The organism is Streptococcus sp. HMSC078H03, from assembly GCF_001808655.1.
Lineage (GTDB): Bacteria > Bacillota > Bacilli > Lactobacillales > Streptococcaceae > Streptococcus > Streptococcus salivarius_G.
Genome location: NZ_KV794086.1, coordinates 15,808 through 36,192, shown reverse-complemented (window position 1 = coordinate 36,192; position 20,385 = coordinate 15,808). Strand labels below are relative to the sequence as shown.

19 protein-coding genes and 1 other annotated feature are annotated in these 20,385 nt (G+C 41.3%); of the genes, 3 read left to right on the top strand and 16 right to left on the bottom strand.

What is annotated here, in order from left to right; all coding sequences use genetic code 11:
• Window positions 1-150: 150 nt before the first annotated feature.
• The 8 genes from HMPREF2607_RS02835 to HMPREF2607_RS02800 form a co-directional block, all read right to left on the bottom strand.
• Entirely contained in the window at window positions 151-846 is a 696-nt protein-coding gene (locus tag HMPREF2607_RS02835; protein WP_070475703.1) for a GNAT family N-acetyltransferase, read from the bottom strand.
• A gap of 57 nt (window positions 847-903) precedes the next feature.
• Window positions 904-1,194 carry a 50S ribosomal protein L27 gene (rpmA, locus tag HMPREF2607_RS02830; RefSeq protein WP_002885483.1) on the bottom strand — a complete coding sequence of 97 codons (291 nt, stop codon included), beginning with the start codon at window positions 1,192-1,194 and terminating at the stop codon, window positions 904-906.
• Window positions 1,195-1,229: 35 nt separating this feature from the next.
• Window positions 1,230-1,544 carry a 50S ribosomal protein L21 gene (rplU, locus tag HMPREF2607_RS02825; protein ID WP_002885597.1) on the bottom strand — a complete coding sequence of 105 codons (315 nt, stop codon included), beginning with the start codon at window positions 1,542-1,544 and terminating at the stop codon, window positions 1,230-1,232.
• A 40-nt stretch (window positions 1,545-1,584) separates the two neighbouring features.
• Window positions 1,585-1,659: a sequence feature (ribosomal protein L21 leader region), on the bottom strand.
• A gap of 112 nt (window positions 1,660-1,771) precedes the next feature.
• Window positions 1,772-2,308 carry a GNAT family N-acetyltransferase gene (locus tag HMPREF2607_RS02820; RefSeq protein WP_070475751.1) on the bottom strand — a complete coding sequence of 179 codons (537 nt, stop codon included), beginning with the start codon at window positions 2,306-2,308 and terminating at the stop codon, window positions 1,772-1,774.
• A 4-nt stretch (window positions 2,309-2,312) separates the two neighbouring features.
• Window positions 2,313-3,632, bottom strand: a complete 1,320-nt coding sequence (gtfB, locus tag HMPREF2607_RS02815; protein ID WP_070475699.1) for an accessory Sec system glycosylation chaperone GtfB — start codon at window positions 3,630-3,632, stop codon at window positions 2,313-2,315.
• Entirely contained in the window at window positions 3,625-5,136 is a 1,512-nt protein-coding gene (gene gtfA / locus HMPREF2607_RS02810; RefSeq protein WP_070475696.1) for an accessory Sec system glycosyltransferase GtfA, read from the bottom strand. Before gtfA ends, gtfB begins: the two co-directional genes overlap by 8 nt.
• 105 nt (window positions 5,137-5,241) lie before the next feature.
• Window positions 5,242-6,465: a tRNA uracil 4-sulfurtransferase ThiI gene (thiI, locus tag HMPREF2607_RS02805; protein ID WP_070475693.1), complete on the bottom strand. Its 1,224-nt coding sequence runs from the start codon at window positions 6,463-6,465 to the stop codon at window positions 5,242-5,244.
• Between the two features lie 54 nt (window positions 6,466-6,519).
• A complete protein-coding gene (locus HMPREF2607_RS02800) occupies window positions 6,520-7,665 on the bottom strand; it encodes a cysteine desulfurase family protein (protein WP_021144643.1) in 1,146 nt (381 codons plus the stop codon).
• Between the two features lie 108 nt (window positions 7,666-7,773).
• Between HMPREF2607_RS02800 and HMPREF2607_RS02795 the strand changes: the two genes are divergently transcribed.
• Both HMPREF2607_RS02795 and HMPREF2607_RS02790 read left to right on the top strand, forming a co-directional pair.
• Entirely contained in the window at window positions 7,774-8,235 is a 462-nt protein-coding gene (locus tag HMPREF2607_RS02795; RefSeq protein ID WP_002885527.1) for a DUF6556 family protein, read from the top strand.
• A gap of 44 nt (window positions 8,236-8,279) precedes the next feature.
• Window positions 8,280-9,524 carry a bifunctional folylpolyglutamate synthase/dihydrofolate synthase gene (locus tag HMPREF2607_RS02790; RefSeq protein ID WP_002885570.1) on the top strand — a complete coding sequence of 415 codons (1,245 nt, stop codon included), beginning with the start codon at window positions 8,280-8,282 and terminating at the stop codon, window positions 9,522-9,524.
• A 224-nt stretch (window positions 9,525-9,748) separates the two neighbouring features.
• On the opposite strand, the gene gorA is transcribed toward HMPREF2607_RS02790, so the two are convergent.
• From gorA to HMPREF2607_RS02765, 5 genes are all read right to left on the bottom strand, one after another.
• Window positions 9,749-11,101, bottom strand: coding sequence for a glutathione-disulfide reductase (gene gorA, locus HMPREF2607_RS02785; RefSeq protein ID WP_070475690.1), 1,353 nt, complete (start codon window positions 11,099-11,101; stop codon window positions 9,749-9,751).
• Between the two features lie 147 nt (window positions 11,102-11,248).
• Complete coding sequence (locus HMPREF2607_RS02780) at window positions 11,249-13,225, bottom strand: PTS fructose transporter subunit IIABC (protein ID WP_002885474.1); 1,977 nt, start codon at window positions 13,223-13,225, stop codon at window positions 11,249-11,251.
• The gene (pfkB, locus tag HMPREF2607_RS02775; protein WP_002885581.1) at window positions 13,222-14,133 is read right to left on the bottom strand and encodes a 1-phosphofructokinase; all 912 of its coding nucleotides are present in this window, start codon (window positions 14,131-14,133) and stop codon (window positions 13,222-13,224) included. Before pfkB ends, HMPREF2607_RS02780 begins: the two co-directional genes overlap by 4 nt.
• Complete coding sequence (locus HMPREF2607_RS02770; protein WP_014633945.1) at window positions 14,130-14,876, bottom strand: DeoR/GlpR family DNA-binding transcription regulator; 747 nt, start codon at window positions 14,874-14,876, stop codon at window positions 14,130-14,132. Before HMPREF2607_RS02770 ends, pfkB begins: the two co-directional genes overlap by 4 nt.
• Window positions 14,877-15,087: 211 nt before the next feature.
• Complete coding sequence (locus HMPREF2607_RS02765; RefSeq protein WP_002885478.1) at window positions 15,088-16,695, bottom strand: ribonuclease Y; 1,608 nt, start codon at window positions 16,693-16,695, stop codon at window positions 15,088-15,090.
• A 143-nt stretch (window positions 16,696-16,838) separates the two neighbouring features.
• Here HMPREF2607_RS02765 and HMPREF2607_RS02760 point away from each other — a divergent pair, with 143 nt between their 5' ends.
• Window positions 16,839-17,321, top strand: coding sequence for an S-ribosylhomocysteine lyase (locus HMPREF2607_RS02760; protein ID WP_002885585.1), 483 nt, complete (start codon window positions 16,839-16,841; stop codon window positions 17,319-17,321).
• Between the two features lie 29 nt (window positions 17,322-17,350).
• On the opposite strand, the gene HMPREF2607_RS02755 is transcribed toward HMPREF2607_RS02760, so the two are convergent.
• From HMPREF2607_RS02755 to HMPREF2607_RS02745, 3 genes are read right to left on the bottom strand one after another with little or no spacing between them, the layout of a single operon-like run.
• On the bottom strand, window positions 17,351-18,121 hold the full coding sequence (locus HMPREF2607_RS02755; RefSeq protein ID WP_002886662.1) for an acetyl-CoA carboxylase carboxyl transferase subunit alpha: 771 nt from the start codon (window positions 18,119-18,121) through the stop codon (window positions 17,351-17,353).
• Complete coding sequence (gene accD, locus HMPREF2607_RS02750) at window positions 18,118-18,984, bottom strand: acetyl-CoA carboxylase, carboxyltransferase subunit beta (protein ID WP_070475687.1); 867 nt, start codon at window positions 18,982-18,984, stop codon at window positions 18,118-18,120. Before accD ends, HMPREF2607_RS02755 begins: the two co-directional genes overlap by 4 nt.
• Before the next feature lie 5 nt (window positions 18,985-18,989).
• Entirely contained in the window at window positions 18,990-20,360 is a 1,371-nt protein-coding gene (locus HMPREF2607_RS02745; RefSeq protein ID WP_002885488.1) for an acetyl-CoA carboxylase biotin carboxylase subunit, read from the bottom strand.
• Window positions 20,361-20,385 lie beyond the last annotated feature (25 nt).

The window sequence follows — 20,385 nt, the reverse complement described above, 5'->3', positions numbered from 1 at the left end:
CTTTATTATGGGAATATTATTGACAGAAAAATGAGTATTTAGACTGATTTTGACAGCAACAATAATCACTAGAAAAGTAGGATCTTTGATTTAGGACTAAGACTACTAAAATAAGGCTCCTTCATCAGAAGAGAGCCCTTATATTGCCAGCTAACAGTCTCTTAAAGAATGTTTCTGCTGTCCCTTTTCATCAAAATTCTCAGGATCTAGCCAATTCTCAAATCGTTTCTTAAGTGCCGGCCACTCACTATCAATAATCGAGAACCAGTCCGTATCACGGCTACGTCCCTTATAGATAGCATGGTTACGAAAACGCCCCTCATAGGTGAACCCTAAACGCATGGCAGCATTGGCAGAAGGACGGTTGAGACTATCACATTTCCACTCATAACGACGATAGTTAAGATCTTCAAAGACATATTTCATAAGCAGGTATTGAGCTTCTGTAGCTGCTCGAGTCTTTTGTAAAGCAGGTGCCAAAATCACCCGCCCCATCTCAACACTACGATTTTTGGGTGTAATAGCCATAAGTGAAAAGGTTCCTAGAACCTTCCCAGAAGCCTTGTCCCTGATGGCAAAGAAATAAGGATTTTGGGATTGCTCATAATCCTCCAAACACTGACGTACAGCTTCTTCAGATTCAAAAGGATCCGCATACATATAGGTCCAATCAGAAAGGATCTGATTCGTAAAGTAAAAGTCTAAAATGTCCTCATAATGTTCTGCTACCGTCAAATGTTCAACGCTACAATAACGACCTTCTAATAGGGCAACATCTGGCATCTTACCCGGACTAGCATCCGCTAGACTTGGCCCCACCTCTTGTTGGTAGTGATTTAAAGGCATAGGATTCTCCTTTTTTCATAAAGAAAAGCCTACACAAAAGTGCAGACTTTAGCTTAATTATTTAGCAACTGGGTATACAGATACTTGTTTTTTGTCGCGACCTTTACGTTCGAAACGTACAACACCTTCAACTTTAGCGAAGAGTGTATCGTCACCACCACGGCCTACGTTTACACCTGGGTAGATGTGTGTACCGCGTTGACGGTAAAGGATTGATCCACCTGATACAGTTTGTCCATCAGCTGCTTTAGCACCAAGACGTTTAGCTTGTGAATCACGACCATTGGAAGTAGAACCCCCACCTTTTTTGTGGGCGAAAAGTTGCAAGTTTTCAAGAGTTTTCAACATAAGATTGTGTCCTTTCTTAGTGATTAGTCGCTAACTTACGCGTTGATAGCGTTGATAACAACTTTTGTATAAGGTTGACGGTGACCTTGTTTACGGTGGCTACCTTTTTTAGGTTTGTATTTGAAAGTAACAACTTTCTTTTGTTTACCTTGTTTTTCGATAGTTCCGACAACAGTAGCTCCCTCAACAACTGGAGTACCTACTACAGTTTTATCACCACCGACAAGAACAACTTCGTTAAAAGTTACTTCTGATCCTGCTTCAGCGTTGATTTTTTCAACGTAGATTGCTTGACCTACTTCAACTTTAACTTGTTTTCCACCAGTTTTGATGATTGCGTATGTGCTCATGATGCACCTCCTATTAAAATTTTTAATGTGTCTGAGGTTTCCCTCTGTGAAGACTCGCCTAGTACTGCGGGGACGAACCCACTTGCAAACAGTAGTCGTGCGGTTGCACAGGACGTGCATTTAGTCAACGTTACAATTCTATCATTTTTTCCCTCTAATGACAAGAGAAAAAGTTATTTTGATTATTCTTATTCTGCTCATTGACCTTTAACCAAGTAATGATTCCCCTACTCAACCCTTATACCATATTTTCCTAAGAAGGTCTTAGCTAGATCCTGCTCCAAATCAGCTAAACAAAGGCTCCTATCCGTTGTCAAAATTTGATAGCGTTCAGTCCCTTCGAAATAGAAGTGATTCAATAACTGATAGCCATTTCGCTCATAAAATGCCAAACGTTTTAAGCGCTGATTACGATTAGAAGCATCCTTCTCATCCATGGGTTCAATCGTAAGCACACACGGTCGTACCCCTGCTTCTTTCTTAACTTGTGCCAAAATCTGACTGCCATATCCCAGAGATTGTTTACTTTCCTCAACTGCAAGAAAAAGTAGGTAGACCAGGTTGTCAGTATAAATGGTATAGGTCAAGCCAACGAAGACTCCCTGATCAAAATAGGCCAAGAAAGATTGTCCTCTTTTCAAGCTGTTCCAAGACAATTGCCAAAGTGGGAGACGCTCCTCCACAGGAAAAGCCACTTCATAAAGCGAAGCGACCTTCTTAAATGTTGGTGTCAGAGGATAAATGTTACGAACCTCTAATGTCATTTCCCTAACCAATAACCTTCTTATAATCTTCTGGTGTTGCTACATGAGCATGCTCACGTTGACGATCAAGCAAGTGACTAAGGAAATCACGGTTGCCCAAGGCTTCTTTAAGTGTTTGCTTAAATTGCCCAGCATTCATTGGTGAGAAGATATTACTTGGCGCGGTATACTCAGGACCATGGCTAGTGTTCGTAAAGGCAAGGATAAGCAAGTTATTTTCAAAGGCAGCACGTGTCGCTGACAAGATTTCATTTTGATGGTTAATATCCAAGTAGAAATCAGCTTCCTTATAAAGACGCTTAACCTGCTCTGTTGTAATATTAGGGTAAAGGCTAACATTACTATATTTAGCCAAATCCATCAAGCGGCTTGACATTTCTGTGATTGCCCCAACATGATAGTGCATGGTAGGCACTTCACTGACAATGCTTTCCAAATGTTCAATCTGATCTGAATTGGTCAAGATAAGCGCTTGATTTTGGAAGTTGTTCTGACGGGCAAATGGATACATGAAGCCAAGGAAGGCCACGCGAGAAGCTTGCTCTGGACTAACCAACTTTAGAAGATTCGTATAAGCTGTGTAATCTTGTACAACAATCTTAGTCTGACGATGGTTGCTCTCAAGAAGCAGACGCATATTCCCAGGAACTGAATCAGTGATAGGCTCTTGCCAGAAGAGAACGTCTTGACCAGAATTTGGAAGATTCATAGTTGTCAAGAAAGGTGTCGCCAGTGAGTTGTATAGAATACGACTCAAATCATAACCAGCTTCTTTAAGATAGAAGACTACAAATTCAGATTTATTTTTGAAAATGTAGACCCTGTCTTTCCAATTCAAGATAACGTCTTTAGTCAAATGATTGATGACGATAACTTCCTTGTTGTCAGGAGTGAAATAGCTCGTAATGGTCGCTTCTTGCTTAACATTATAGGTTGTTTGTGAGAATCGGTAACCCTTGTTATTGTAGCGATCAGTCACGCGCAAGCGTCCTGACTCATCATACCAGTCCACTGCTTTAACTAAACGTTGGTGAGCAGGATGGGCATAATGAATATGACCACGTTTCTTATCAAAACGGAAGATTTCCGCATTGCTATTTGTTCCTATAATTTCCCAGTAGTCAGGCACAGGGACCTGATTAAAGTAAAGTGCAGAACCTTGAACCTTGTCAAAACCAGTGAAATAAAGGTAAGGTGAGGTCACATCACTAGGCAGAAAGCCATCATCTGAAAGACAAACTGTTGTATTTACATAGCCAGCGACAATCAGTGAGTAATGGAGATCCCAACTACCCTGACTATAGTTTTCAAATAAATTAATCATGACTAGTCATCTCCTTTACTAAGTTAAGCCACTTCTGCTCGATTTCCTCTGTCAAAAAGCCTTTGGCGATATCATAAGAAACTTGATGAACATGCTCCAAATCTGAGCGATTGAAGAAAGCTACAATTTTCTCTGCCAAGGCAGCTACGATAGCAGGCTCATCATCTTTTTCAAAACGAGGAATGAGGTACCCATTCTCATTATCCTTGATAAAGGTTTGGTTCCCATAACGAACATCAAAACCAATCATACCTAGACCAGATCCCACAGCTTCTAGAAGTGTCAAGCCAAACCCTTCACTCTTAGAACCTGATAGGTAAAGTTCGTAGTCCTTGTAGACTTCTGTTAAGTCTTGGTGACCCTTGAGGTGGATATAATCCTGAGCTTGATTTTCCTCGATAATGGCCTTAAGTTTGGCTTCTTCAGCACCTGTTCCATAGATATCAAAGTTTACTTGTGGCAGACTTTCTTTAGCCTTAACGACAGCCTTGGCCAACCAGTCCACGTGTTTTTCATTGGCCAAACGTGAGGCTGTGATGATTGAGAATGGTTTACGCTCTCCTTCAGGCTTTCTCAGTTTATCCACACTTCCCACAGGGATGGTTACGATATGAGGTGTAAATGGTGTGTATTTATTGAACTGATCTAGCATAATGCTACGTTGACGTTCTGTCGCTGTGATAAAGAAATCAACCTTATCTGCATTGCTGAATTGGTACTCGTAGAAGTTATTCCATAAAATAGTCTTGTCTGTCACAGCATTTTCACTAAAGTGCTCTGCATGAACCACAACCCCAAGCTTAGCAGGTTTGGTGTTACGGAAAACAGCCTGTCCGGTACCAGTTGCACGGTCCAAGATGACGATATCTTGGTCAGTTAGACCAAGTTGCGACATGAAGTAAGCGATAAATTCATGCTTAGATGACAAAATCTTATCTGGAAAACGGAAGACACTATCCTTACCATCAACAATTTCATCATAAGCAACACTGCCATCCTCATTGAAGAAACGGCGTTGATAGAGGTGAGCCTTATTGTCTACCGGTGTGTAGTACTCCGTGAACATCTTAGTGTAAGAGTAAAAATCTTTACGGATTAAGCAACCACGCGATACTTTTTCCACACGGTGAACAATATCTTCACCTTCTTTACGCAAGTAGGCTGCATAGAAGATATCTTCCTTGGCACAAAAAAGCTTAACCACTTTACCATTAATCTCACGACGCGTGATGTCATAAGGAATTTCCTTTTCCAAATCCTTGACAGTATAGGTCGTTGGAGCAATTTTTAGGTCTGTAAAATAGCTGTAGAGCCAGATGATGTCTTCATCCGCAAACCCCATGTTACGGGTCAAATCAGAAAGATTGTCCTGCAAGAACATATCCATAAAGACAAATTTGGCCTTAATACCTGTGTTTTTGAAAATTGTAGAACGATAGGCCTGGGCGTACTCAACACCACTTGATGCCCAACCGATTCCTAAATTGATGTTATAAACAGTCATGTATTTTCCTTTCTGGGTAAAAGTTCAACATCGACATTTCTTTTTCGACATACCTTACTCTAGTAGCACCTAGGCACTACTATGTTAGTACTATAGCCTCCTAGATTAGAGCAAGTCTTCAATAAGTGTATCCACTTCGTCTTGCGCCTCTTCAATAGGTGTGATTTCAGTTACCATGATTCCTGCAACCGCACGTTCAACCAAGGCGTCAACATCCATACGACGTTCATATTGTTCGACATTTTTGATTTTTGGATTAGTTTTTGGACGGTCAGGTGCAAAGATAGTACAGCAATCCTCAAAAGGTTGGATGGAAATGTCAAAGGTATCAATTTTTTGTGCCAAATCAATGATTTCCAACTTGTCCATAGTGACAACCGGGCGAATCACTGGCGTACATGTAACAGCATTAATCGCCTGCATAGACTCCATAGTCTGACTAGCAACCTGACCAAGACTTTCACCATTGATAATCACAAGGCCTCGGCGTTCTTCACGAATACGGTCAGTAATACGCATCATAAAGCGACGTGTCAAGGTCATCAAATAAGCTTCTGGTGCTTTTTCTTTGATTTCTTCTTGAATTTCAGTAAATGGTACTTCGATGAACTGAATATTACCACCAAATTTAGTCAACTTACGGGTCAAATCTTGAGCCTTTTTAAGAGCTCCAGGACTAGTGTAAGGAGGACTTGCAAAGTGGACAGCTTCAATATCCACACCACGTTTAAGGGCAAGATAACCTGCCACTGGCGAATCAATCCCACCTGAAAGCATGAGCATTCCTTTACCAGCAGTACCTACAGGTAGACCGCCTGCTCCTTTGATTTCCTCGTGAGAAATATAAGCCGCCTCGGCACGAATTTCTACCTTGAGGTTGACATCTGGTCCCTTCATCTGAGCCTTAATGTCAGGCAATACATCAAAAACTGCATTTCCTAAAGTAAGATTGAGCTCACGACTGTCGAGAACAAAGTCATGGTCACTACGTTTAGCAGTTACTTTAAAAGTAAGACCGTCACGATAGAGTCCAGTCATAATGTCTTGAACAGCTTTTTTCAAGACCTCGACATCTTTTTCAAACTTGTAAACAGGACTAAAGGCTTGAATACCAAAAATTTGCTTCAAAGACTCTGCTACTAGCTCGTATTCTGTACCATTGAGGTAGATATGTCCACGGTCTCGATCAAAAGTCACTTTAACTTCTGGATAGATGGATAGGACATCTTTAATATTATTTCTAAGTTTATTGATAAATCGCATACGGTTCTTGCCCTTAGTAGACAATTCACCATAGCGAACCATAATTTCTGAATATGTTAGTGTCATTCCTTTTCCTTTTAAATGTGAATTTAGTTTTATTGTTTAATCGATTAAATCTTGCTATCTCACTTTTTGTGTCTTGGCGTAGACCTGCTTGAAAATCGTGAGGAACTGTTCCACCTGTCCCATATCATTGTCATCATCAAGACTGATACGAACAGCTGTTTGAGCTAACTTAGTCGGTACACCCATAGAAATAAGGGTTCCCGCTGGTTTACCCGCCTTAGATGAACATGCTGATGTCGTTGAAATATAGATTTGATGCTCTTCAAAAGCATGGACAATAACTTCACCTCGAACACCCTTGATTCCAAAGGTTAAAATATTGGGAGCAAAGTCTTCACCCTCACCTGAGAAAATAGTAATATCCTCGTACTTAGCCAATTCGTCAAAGATAATCTTTTTCATCTTGGCAATTTTAGGAAGAGAAAATTCCTCTTTGTCAGTTACCAAGCGCAAGGCCTTGGCCATACTCGCAATGCCGGCAACATTTTCAGTTGTTGAACGAAAATCTTTTTCTTGACCACCACCGGTTAAGAGTGGCGTAATCTTTTTCCCTGCCTTTTTGTAGACAAAACCGACACCACGAACAGCATGAAACTTGTGACCAGAAAATGTCGCAAAATCTACACGATCAGTTAAATAGGACGATACTGGAATCTTCCCAATAGCCTGAACAGCATCCACATGGAAAGATATGGTAGGCTCATTAGCCAAGAGATCTGAGATGGCTTGAATAGGTTGAATTGATCCAATTTCATTATTGACTGCCATAACCGAAACCAAGATCGTGTCAGAGCGCAATAATCCAGCAAGAGCTTCAACATCCACAAAGCCTTGCTCATTAACTGGTGCATAGGACACTTCGAAACCATGCTCTGAAAGCCATTTGGCAGACTCTTTTACCGCAGGGTGCTCGATATCAGAAACAATGATGTGTTTGCCGTAAGGTTCTTTTTCAAAAGCCACTCCTTTAATGACCCAGTTGTCGCCTTCGGTTCCTCCAGACGTAAAGAAAATCTCATCGGCTGATTTTCCAATGAGTTCCGCAACTTGCTTACGAGAAGCCTCCAAAATACGTGTCGCAGATGTTCCTAATTGGTGTAGGCTGGATGGGTTCCCAAAAATTTTAGTAGCCACTTCTTGATAGGTTCTAAGTGCCTCTGGATAAGGCACCGTCGTGGCCGAATTATCAAAATAAATCATGATTTTTCCTCGATTTTTATTTACTATTTATTATAGCATAATTTTTTTAGCAATTTTTGCGAGAAAATCATATAATAGAAAGTACGAAATATTTTTAAGGAGAGCATCATGTCTGAAAATTACTCACGCCGTAATCATTCATCAAAAGAAGAAAAAAAATCTGCCCCAAAGGTGACTGAACACGTTACAAAAGGCTTCACTGCCTTCCAAAAAGTCCTTACTGCCGTCGGGACAATTTTGTCAATCATCGTGGCTTCAATCACTATCATGAATTTCACAGCCTCTAAAAATAAGGACACTTCTGATTCATCAGCCAATCAATCAACTGTAGTCATCAAAGAAGGCAATAATAAGACTCAAGAATCTAGTGCTTCCTCATCTAGTTATGGCAATGCGACTGATTCAGAAACAGAAACAAGTAGCCAAGCAGGAACTAACACCTATTCGTCATCTGCAGATACAACAACGGGTGGCAATACGACTACCTCTTCATCAGCAGCTACTGCAGACACAACATCTGGCAATGCGACTACTGGTGGTGCAACAACTGGTGACGCCGCTTCTAACTAAGACATGTAAAAGGCTAGGAAACCCTGCCTTTTTTCTATAATCCTATGAACTATACAGAAACTCTAAATTTTATCCATTCTTTCAAGGGCAATGGCCGTCGCCCTCAACTCGAACGTATGCGTTGGCTCTTGAAACAAGCTGGAGATCCCCAGTCTCACTATCCAACGGTACATATTGTCGGGACCAACGGTAAGGGGTCAACAACTAGCTACCTACAAAATATCCTAACAAAGTCAGGCTATCAGGTCGGGACTTTCACCTCCCCTTATATTACTCGCTTCAACGAACGTATTAGTATTAACGGCACAGAAATTCCTGATAAGGATTTGATTAGCCTTGTCGCGAAAGCTCAGGTTATTCTCAATGGTTTAGAAGAGCACACTAATTTTGGCAGACCAACGGAATTTGAATTGGTCACCTTACTCATGTTCCTCTACTTCGACCTTAAACAGGTTGATATGGCTATCATTGAAGCTGGAATTGGTGGACGACTTGATTCGACCAATGTTCTTTCGCCGGAGCTTGTCATCTGTACTTCGATTGGCTTTGATCACACTGAGACCTTGGGCAATAGCCTTTTGGACATTGCCAATCATAAGGCAGGCGTCATGCGAGAAAATACACCCATCTTACTTGGTCGGGTCTCTACAGAAGTTGAACATTTCTTCGACCAAAAATCACATGACCTACAAGCTCCTTTAGCCATCATTGATAGGGAAATTCAGCTGCTTTCGAAAGAAGATCAAACGATCCAAATTTCTTATGACCATTGGGAAAGTCCAAATCTTAAACTTCCAATGTTAGGACAGCATCAAGAAAACAATGCTGGGCTAGCTGTCACTGCTGCCCATCTCTTAGCTCAAACATTTTCTAAGATTACCGATAAGAGCATCCAAGAAGGAATCGAAGAGACGCATTGGCCTGGTCGTAGTGAGTGGATAGGAAATAACATTTATCTAGATGGTGCCCATAACCCTCAAGGAATTGCCAGCTTAAAGCAGGTACTAAAAGATAACTTCGCTAATCGTAGGGTACATATCCTCTTTGCAGGACTTAGACGAAAGCCTTTGGCAGACTTACTAGAGGAATTGAAAGATTATGATATAACGGTAACCAGCTTTGACTTTTTTGAGGCACTGCCCTTGGACGACTATCCCAAAGACTTCAAACGTGCAGCCGACTATAGAGACTGGCTAGCACAAGCTGAATCATCAGATTCTGAGGACTTATTTGTTGTCACTGGATCTCTTTACTTTATATCAGCAGTAAGAAACTACTTAATTAAATAAAATAAGGCCTGAAGGCCTTATTTTATTTAGACAATCTATAATTTTACACAAAGTGTAGGCTGCTATTTGAACACAAAGAAAAGTCTGAAACTCTCGGTTAACAGCCTTCACTTTTCTACCGCATCGTCACAAATTCTTCTGAACCCGTTGAGTGAATGGTTTCAATTGAAGCCATTCAGACACAAAGAAAAGTCTGAAACTCTCAGTTAACAGACTTCACTTTTCTATCGCATCGTTACAAATTCTTCTGAACCTGTTGGATGAATGGCAACTGTATTATCAAAATCAGCCTTAGTTGCTCCCATCTTAATAGCCACAGAGAAACCTTGAATCATCTCATCAACACCATAGCCAATACCGTGAAGACCAATGATTTTTTCATCGTCACCAAGCGTTACTAATTTCATGGTTGAAGGCTGACGATTCTCTCCAAGGGCCGTATACATTGGTGTGAAACTAGATTTATAAACCTTAATATTCTCCGCACCATACTTAGCGATTGCTTTTTCTTCAGTCAAGCCAACAGAACCAATAACTGGATGGCTAAAGACCACGGTGGCTACATCAGTGTAATCAAGCTTAGCATCAGCTTTATTGTTGAAGAGTCGCTCTGACAATTGACGTCCAGCCTTGACTGCAACTGGTGTCAAATCAAGTTTACCAGTCACATCACCAAGGGCATAGATTCCAGGAACAGATGTATTTTCAAACTCATCCGAATAGATTGTTCCTTTTTCAGTCAATTTAACACCTGTCTTTTCAAGTCTAAAACCAGAAGTGTTGGCTGCGCGTCCAATAGCCCAGATGAGGCAATCAACAGTAATCGTTTCTCCATTATCAAAACTAATGGTCAAGGAATCATCTGCATTCTTCACTACCTCTGTCGCATTAGCATGCGTATGGAGGGTTGGACCAGATTTAGCCATTTCATCAACTAAAACATCAACGATATCCTTGTCAAAGGTACGCAATGGACGATCTTTACGCACAAAGAGGTGTGTATCACTTCCAAGAGCATTGAGAACACCAGCAACCTCAACGGCGATGTAGCCAGCACCAATAACAGCTGTACGTTTTGGCACCTCATCTAGTTCAAAGAAACCATCGGAGGTAATCCCATATTCACTACCTGGAATGTTTGGATAAAGGGCGTGACCACCAGTCGCAATAAGGATATGGGGTGCTGTATAACGCTCACCCGCTACTTCAACCGTATGAGGGTCAACAAATCTTGCATACTCGTATACACGTTCAACGCCATTGCTATCAAAACCACGCTCATAAGAACCATGGATACGGTCGATATAAGCCTGACGATTGGCCTTAAGCGTTGCAAAATCAAACTTATTAATCGTCACATCAAAACCGTACTCACCTGCATAACGGTGAAGGGTTTCAGCAACCTGAGCACCATACCACATGACCTTTTTAGGCACACAACCTACATTGACACAGGTACCTCCGACCTCTTTTCCTTCAAAGAGAATCACCTTAGCACCATGCATGGCAGCACGATTGGCACTAGCAATACCACCAGAACCACCTCCAATGACAATATAATCGTATTCTTTTACCATATTTTACCTCTTATGTTTCTTTATACAGCGTATTAGCTACTAGATAAGCCATTTCTGCCTATACTTTATCATAAAATAGGTACCCTGACAAAAATCTGCTACGACACAAAAAACAACCCCGTCACAACGAGATTGTTTTGTCATATCTTATTTATCAAGTGGTTTGCGAAGGAATCCGAAGAGGATACCTGATACCACAGCACCAATCAAGATGAAGAGAAGGTAGAGAAGGGCATTTGATGTTAGGGCAATAACGAAGATACCTCCGTGTGGTGCCATCAATTTGATTCCTGCCATACCTACAAGAGCACCTGTAAGAGCTGAACCGACGATAAAGCTTGGGATAGCGCGTGCTGGGTCAGCTGCACCAAATGGGATTGCACCTTCAGTGATGAATGAGAGTCCCATAACGATGTTTGTCAAACCAGAGTTGCGTTCTTCTTCAGTGAATTTGTCCTTAAACAAGAGTGTTGCTACAAATACTGCCAACGGAGGAACCATACCAGCCGCCATAACTGCTGCCATAACAACTGAACCACCTGAAGTTACTGTTGCTGCGAGAGTACCTGTACCAAAGACATAAGCTGCTTTGTTGACTGGTCCACCCATATCCACTGCCATCATACCACCAACAAGGAGACCAAGTAGTACGGCTGAGCTTCCTGACAAGCTTGACAAGAAGTTATTAAGACCAGTATTAATTGCTGCCATTGGGATATTTACTGCCAACATCAAGAAACCAGTAGCAAATACACCAAGAAGTGGCAAGAGCAAGATAGAACGGATTCCTTCAAGGGCACGTGGAATACCTGCCAAGAGTTTACGAAGAACAAGGATAACACCACCTGCAAGGAAACCACCAACAAGAGCTCCAAGGAAACCTGAAGATACGCCAGCAAGGGCAAGGGTTGCTTTACCACCTGAAGCAAATGGAACACCACCAAAGGCTGCACCACTTGAAGCAATAGCACCAGCTACGAAACCTGATACCAAACCTGGTTTTTCAGCGATAGAGTAAGCAATGTAACCTGCAAGTACTGGAAGCATGAAGCCAAAGGCAGCGCCACCAATTGCCTTGAATTGAGCAGCAATTTCATGGTAAGAACCAAGTTGTGACAATTGATCTTTAGGAACACCCATGATTTGGTCAAGCAAGAAGGCAAGCGCAATCATGATACCACCACCGATAACGAATGGAAGCATTTGTGATACTCCACTCATCAGGTGTTTATAGAAGGCACCACCGAGGCTCAATTTCTCACTTGATTCTTGAGCAGCTCCAGCATTTTCAGCATGGAAGACTTCAGCTTTTCCATCCAAGATGTTTTGGATTAATTCTTGAGGTTGACGAATACCTGCAGCGACTGGTTTAGAAAGCAATTTTTTACCATCGAAACGTGCTGTTTCAACTGCCTTGTCTGCTGCTACGATAACACCTACAGCCTTACTGATTTCTTCAGCAGTCAATGGTGTTCCGACACCTGAAGCACCGTTAGTTTCAACACGAACATTGACACCCATTTCTTCACCTGTTTTAATCAGTGATTCTTCAGCCATGTAAGTGTGAGCAATACCAGTTGTACAAGCTGTTACGGCTACGATAAGTGGTTTATCGCTTGAAGCTGCTTCTTTAACAGCTTGTGCTTTCTTAGCTTCCTCAGCTTGTGCTTCTTCTTCACCCGTATTGAAAGCAGCAATCACTTCATCTGGAGAAGTCACCTTACGCAAACGATCTGCAAAACCATCTTGCATAAGGTATTTTGACAACTCAGCGAGGGCTGCCAAGTGAGTGTCATTTGCTCCCTCTGGAGCAGCAATCATAAAGAAGAGGTCTGTAGGTTGACCATCAAGTGATTCGTAATCTACACCTTTATTAGATTTAGCAAAAAGTACTGTTGCTTCTTTTACTGCAGCATTTTTGCTGTGTGGCATAGCGATTCCATCACCCAAACCAGTTGATGTTTGTGCTTCACGAGCCATAATACCTGCTTTGAAAACATCAAAGTCAGTCACAACACCATTGTCAACCAAGCTGTTAATCATTTCATCGATAGCAGCTTCTTTTGTAGTTGCTTGAAGGTCAAGCAACATTACTTTTTTGTTCAGTAAATCCTGAATTTTCATAGTTTTTCTACCTCTACTTTATTGTATGTTTCTTTAATAAATTCAATTGTCGCTAAGTCATCTGAGAAAGCTGTAGATGTTCCACACGCTACTCCCCACTTGAGAGCCTCAATCGGATCACCAGATTTAACAAACTCACCAGTGAAACCAGCAACCATCGAGTCACCCGCACCAACAGAGTTTTTAACTGTTCCCTTGATTGGTTTGGCAAAATAAGCAGCCTCTGGTGTGACAAGCAGCGCTCCATCACCTGCCATTGAGATGATAACGTTCTGTGCCCCCTTAGCAAGGATTTCACGCGCATATTTTTCAACATCAGCCAAACCATTAAGTTTGACATTGAAAATAGCTTCTAACTCATGATTATTTGGTTTAACCAAGAGTGGTTGATAAGCCAAGGAATCAAGCAAGGTTTGTCCTTCAAAGTCACAGACAACCTGTGCACCCGTTTCACGCACTAGTGGAATCAATTTGTTATAGACCTTATTTCCAAGATTGCTTGGTGCTGATCCAGCAAAAACAACCACATCATCGGCACTTACACTTGAAAGAACTGCTTCCAATTCAGCCAATTGATACTCATTAATGACAGGTCCTGCACCATTAATTTCAGTTTCTTGGTCAGCCTTGATTTTAACATTAATACGTGTGTCTTGATCCACTGCTACAAACTTGGTTTTAATGCCCTCTGCATCCAAACCATCTGTCACAAAACGTCCTGTAAAACCACCGATGAAGCCCGTTGCAGTATTATCAACACCTAAGCGTTGCAAAATACGACTAACATTAATACCCTTACCGCCAGCGAACTTATCATCACTCTCCATACGGTTAACTTCACCAATCTCTACTTTATCGATACGAACAATGAAGTCGATTGATGGATTCAGCGTTACAGTATAAATCATACTTCAATAACCCTCGTTTTCTCTTTTAATTCTTTTAGGAGCTCTTCTTCCGAAGCATTTGTAATTATGGTTACTTTTTCAACCTCAGCTACCTTAGCATAGGTAATCTGACCAAGTTTAGAGGCATCAGCTAGAACATAGGCTTTTTGCGCATTAGCTATAACCGTCCGTTTGATAACTGCCTCTTCCATGTCTGGTGTGGTGAAATAATGAGCATCAACGCCATTAGCACCAATGAAAGCACAATCAAAATTCAGTTGTCTGATTTGCTCTTGAGCAGTACTTCCAATAGACGCATCCGTTGAATGTTTAACCTTTCCTCCAACAATCCTAGTGCTAACACCAAGATCTACCAGCTTAACCGCATGATGGATAGAATTAGTCACAACCGTTACCTGACGATTGGCCAAATGTGGAATCAAAAGTTCATTTGTTGTACTAGCCTCAAGAAAGACGACATCACCTTCCTTAATCAAATCGGCAGCATAACCAGCTAACTGAGCCTTTTCTTGAACGTTTCTAATAGCTTTTTGACTATTGGCAATTTCTTCCTTTAGACCATGAATGCTTTCAGCACCGCCATGAACACGTTTAAGTTGGCCATCTGCCGCTAACTCGTCCAAGTCTCGACGAATCGTCGACTCGGAAGTATCACTTAACAAAACAGTTAGGTTTTCCAAAGTGACAAAACCATCTTGTTTCAACTGAGACAAGATAATCTGCTTACGTTCAGACTTTAGCATAATCTCTCCTTCTGTAATCGTTTACAAAAACTATTATACTAAATTTTTAATAACTGTCAACTAGAAACAGTCAAAAAAAATCAAAATATTTCATTATAAAATACTTATCTACCAAAATGACGCAATTTGATAAGAAAGTTCTTACATTTTCAAAAAGAATACCCCTTTCAGTATGAAGGGCAAAATAAAAAAGCCTTTCGGCTCTCTTATCTTATTTGGCATAGTCAACCGCACGGAATTCACGAATGACTGTAACCTTAATATTTCCTGGGTAATCCAAATTCTTCTCAATTTGTTCACGTACCTTATGAGACAAGATCGTAACTTCATCATCCGAGATTTTGTTTGGATGAACCATAATACGAATTTCACGACCAGCTTGAAGGGCGAAGCTTGTTTGAACACCGTCAAAACTTGATGCAATTTCTTCCAAATCACGAAGGCGTTTGACATAATTCTCAACCGATTCATTACGAGCCCCTGGACGAGCCGAACTCAAAGCATCTGCTGCAGCTACAATAACTGCAATAACGCTCTCAGGTTCTACATCGCCATGGTGGCTGGCAATAGCATTGACCACAACTGGATGTTCTTTGTACTTACGTGCAAACTCTGCACCAATCTCTACGTGGCTACCTTCGACTTCTTTGTCAATGGCTTTCCCCATATCGTGAAGGAATCCAGCACGACGAGCAAGGGCAACATTTTCACCCAATTCACCAGCCATGATACCTGCTAGTTTACCAACTTCAACTGAGTGACGAAGGACGTTTTGACCATACGACGTACGGAACTGCAAGCGTCCCATAATCTTAATCAAATCAGGGTGAAGATTCATAGCACCAATTTCGTAGGCTGCTTCCTCACCATATTCACGGATACGGTTATCCATTTCCTGACGACTCTTCTCAACCAACTCTTCAATACGAGCTGGATGGATGCGTCCATCCTTAATCAAGGCTTCGAGAGTCATACGTGCAATTTCACGACGAACTGGATCAAAACCAGAAAGGACAACCACTTCTGGAGTGTCATCAATAATAACGTCAATACCTGTTAGACTTTCAAGCGTACGGATGTTACGCCCCTCACGTCCAATGATACGACCTTTCATATTGTCATCTGGAAGGTGAACAGTAGTTACTGTTTGTTCAGTAACATAATCTCCAGCCAAGCGTTGCATAGCTTGAGCCAACACGTTTTTGGCTTTCTTATCAACAGTATCTTTAACCTGTGCTTCCGCATCTTTGATACGTGTTGCAATCTCATGAGTCAGATTATTCTCAGTCTCCGTTAAGATTACCTCACGCGCCTCTGCAATGGTCATCTGACCAACACGTTCAAGTTCAGCTTGCTTCTCAGCCTCTAACTGAGTCACATTCTCTTCACGCTCATTAAGATGTTTAGATTTGTCAGCAAGACTCTGCTCTTTCTTCTCGAGGGCAAGTTCTTTACTTGATAGATTTTCATCCTTACGATCAAGGCTGGTTGCACGTTCTGTTAAACGATTTTCCATTTGTTTAAGCTCTTGACGTTCAGATTTGAATTCTTTTTCAATATCTTCTCGATATTTTCTAGCTTCCTCTTTTGCTTCTAACAAGAACTCTTTACGTTGAGCCTTACTTTCGCGTTCAGCAGTCACACGCAGATGATCTGCATCATGTTCCGCCTGACTGCGAAGGTTCACAGCGTCTTGTTCTGCCTTTAGCAAGGTAGTTTCTGCTTGCTCCTTAGCTTTGCTAAGTTTAATAGAAATTGCTAAATATCCAACGACTAAACCAATGAGTGCAAAGACAACTAAAATTATCATGTTTATCATGTCTTTACCTCAACTTTTCTAAGGTTTCCATAAAGAAATCCGTCTTCTAGTGTATCATATTTACAGCGATTCCTCAAATAAATACTAGAACTTTAAACTGATTTTGTGGTATCATAACTCTATTAGAATAGGGAGGTATTACCATGCCAAAAGACGTTACTGTTGAAAGTTTTGAACTTGATCACACTATTGTAAAAGCACCTTATGTCCGTCTTATTTCAGAGGAAGTTGGACCTAAAGGAGATATCATCACAAACTTTGATATCCGTTTGATCCAACCCAATGAAAACAGTATTGATACAGGTGGTCTTCATACTATCGAACACCTACTCGCTAAACTGATCCGTCAACGTATCGATGGCCTTATTGATTGCTCACCATTTGGTTGCCGTACAGGTTTCCATATGATTATGTGGGGTAAACAAGATCCTACAGAAATTGCCAAAGTTATCAAATCTAGTCTTGAAGCTATCGCTAACGAGATTACATGGGAAGATGTTCCAGGGACAACCATTGAATCTTGTGGTAACTACAAGGATCACAGTCTTCATTCAGCTAAGGAATGGGCTAAACTTATCCTTGAACAAGGTATCTCAGACCAAGCCTTCGAACGCCATACCGTATAAAAAAACATTGGGGTAAATCCCAATGTTTTTTAATATTTTCTAAAACGTTGATAACGCGCTTCAAGTAAGTCTTCTGTTGATAATTGGCTTAATTCTGCCAACTCATCTACAATTGCTGTCTTAATTGCTTCAATAATTTCACTTGTAAAGTAACCACGTTCTGGGATAACCTTATCAACGATTCCCATGTTAAGCAACTCGCCTGATGTAATCTTCATCAACTCTGCCGCCTCTTCTGAACGTGAGCCATCTTTCCAGAGGATAGTTGCAAATCCTTCAGGACTCAAGATAGAATAGATGGTATTTTCAAGCATCCAAACCTTATCGGCTACTGCCAAGGCAAGAGCTCCTCCCGAACCACCTTCACCAATGATAATGGCAATAATTGGCACCTTAAGGTCGCTCATTTCCATAAGGTTACGCGCAATTGCCTCACCTTGTCCGCGTTCTTCTGCCCCAACACCAGGATAAGCACCTGCAGTATTGATAAATGTAACGACTGGACGACCAAACTTTTCAGCCTGTTTCATGAGGCGAAGAGCCTTACGATAACCCTCTGGATGAGGTTGGCCAAAGTTACGGTTGAGGTTATCTTGTAGGTTTCTACCTTTTTGGATACCCACTACAGTAACCGCTTGGCCATTTAAACGACCAATACCACCAATAATGGCACCATCGTCACGGAAATTACGATCGCCATGAAGTTCGATAAAGTCATCGAAGATTCCTTGGGCAAAGTCCAAAGCAGTTAAACGGCCTTGGTCACGCGCTTCTTTTAAAATACGTGCTACGTCGCTCATTGAACACCTCCATGGAATGATAAGAGTGTGGCAATGGTATCAGCCAACTCTGTACGTTTAACAATGGCATCAACAAAACCATGTTCTTGAAGGAACTCAGCCTTTTGAAAATCATCTGGCAAAGTTTCGCGAACTGTGTTTTCAATGACACGACGACCTGCAAAACCAATCAAGGTTTGTGGCTCAGCTAAGATGATATCACCTTCCATGGCGAAACTTGCTGTAACCCCACCAGTTGTTGGATCTGTCAATACAGTCAAATACAACAAGCCAGCATTCGAATGACGTTTTACAGCAGCTGAAATCTTAGCCATTTGCATCAAACTCATGATTCCTTCTTGCATACGGGCCCCACCAGATGCTGTAAAAATAACAACTGGAAGTTTTTCCTCAATCGCATGTTCAAAGAGTTTAGTGATTTTCTCACCAACAACAGTTCCCATTGAAGCCATGATAAAGTTAGAATCCATAATGGCCAAGGCTGTTTTTTGCCCCTTGATTGTTGCAACACCGGTTACAACAGCTTCATCAAGACCTGTTTTTTCCTTAGTCGCTGCTAATTTCTCCATATAACCTGGGAAATTCAATGGATTTTCAGTTTTAATACCAGTAAAAAGTTCTTGGAATGAACCCTCATCAACCGTTAAATCGAGACGTTCTTTAGCGGAAATACGGAAGGTATAAGAACAATTTGGACAGATTTTAGCTTGTCCCAAGTCCTTTTGATAAATAGCTTGTTTACAACCAGGACATTTGGCAAAAAGTTCATCTGGAACTTCTGGCACTTGGTGATCAACCCCATTACGTACAGAACGGTTAGGATTGATACGGATATACTTTTCTTTTCGATCAAATAATCCCATAAACTTTATTCCTCACGATTCTGATAATCTGGTAGGAAGGTCTCCATCAAGAAGGAAGTATCATAATCCCCAGCGATAACGCTACGATCTGAAATCAAATCCAACTGGAAGTCAGCATTAGTCACAACACCATCGATTTCTAGCTCATAAAGAGCACGTTGCATCTTCATGAGTGCCTCAAATCGATTCTCTCCATGAACAATGATTTTAGCAATCATTGAATCATAGTAAGGTGGAATAGTATAGCCAGGATAAACTGCACTGTCTACACGGAGACCAACGCCACCACTAGGTAGGTAGAGATTGCTAATTTTCCCTGGACTAGGTGCAAAGTTGAACTTAGGATTTTCTGCATTGATACGACACTCAATAGCATGTCCCTTGATTTCAATATCATCTTGGGTCACAGAGAGTTTTTCACCTGCGGCAATACGGATTTGTTCTTTAACAATATCCACACCACTTACAAATTCTGTAACTGGGTGCTCAACTTGAACACGGGTATTCATTTCCATGAAGTAGAACTGACCTGTTTTTTCATCAAGAAGAAACTCGATAGTACCCGCATTTTCATAATTAACAGCCTTAGCAGCACGGACGGCCGCTGAACCAATTTCGTGACGAAGAGTCTTACCAATAGCAACTGAAGGTGATTCTTCCAAGACCTTTTGGTTATTACGTTGAAGAGAGCAATCACGCTCACCTAGGTGAACAATGTTACCGTAGCTATCTCCCAAAATTTGAACCTCGATATGACGAGCTGGGTAAATAACTTTTTCAATATACATTGCCCCATTACCAAAGGCTGCTTTAGCTTCTTGTGACGCAGATTCGAAGGCAGGTGCTAACTCTTCTTCAGTGTTAACCTTACGAATCCCCTTACCGCCACCACCAGCAGAAGCCTTAAGCATTACTGGATAACCAAGACGGTTGGCAACTTCCAAAGCCTCCTCAGCTGTAAAGACTTCACCATCTGAACCAGGAATTACAGGGACATTAGCCTTAATCATTTCAGCACGGGCATTGATTTTGTCACCCATCTTGTCCATGACTTCGCCTGAAGGACCAATAAACTTGATGTTCATTTCTTCACAGAGAGTGGCAAATTTAGAGTTTTCACTCAAGAAACCAAACCCTGGGTGAATAGCTTGAGCCTCAGTCACAATAGCAGCTGATAGGACACGATTCATATTCAAATAAGAATCCGTTGATTTTGCAGGCCCGATACAAATAGCTTCATCAGCGAGCATAGTATGGAGAGAATCCTTATCTGCTTCAGAATAAATAGCAACCGTTTGGATACCCAATTCACGCGCTGCACGGATAATACGCACTGCAATTTCACCACGATTGGCAATCAATAATTTTTTAAACATAAAACAAGATAACATCAGACATTTT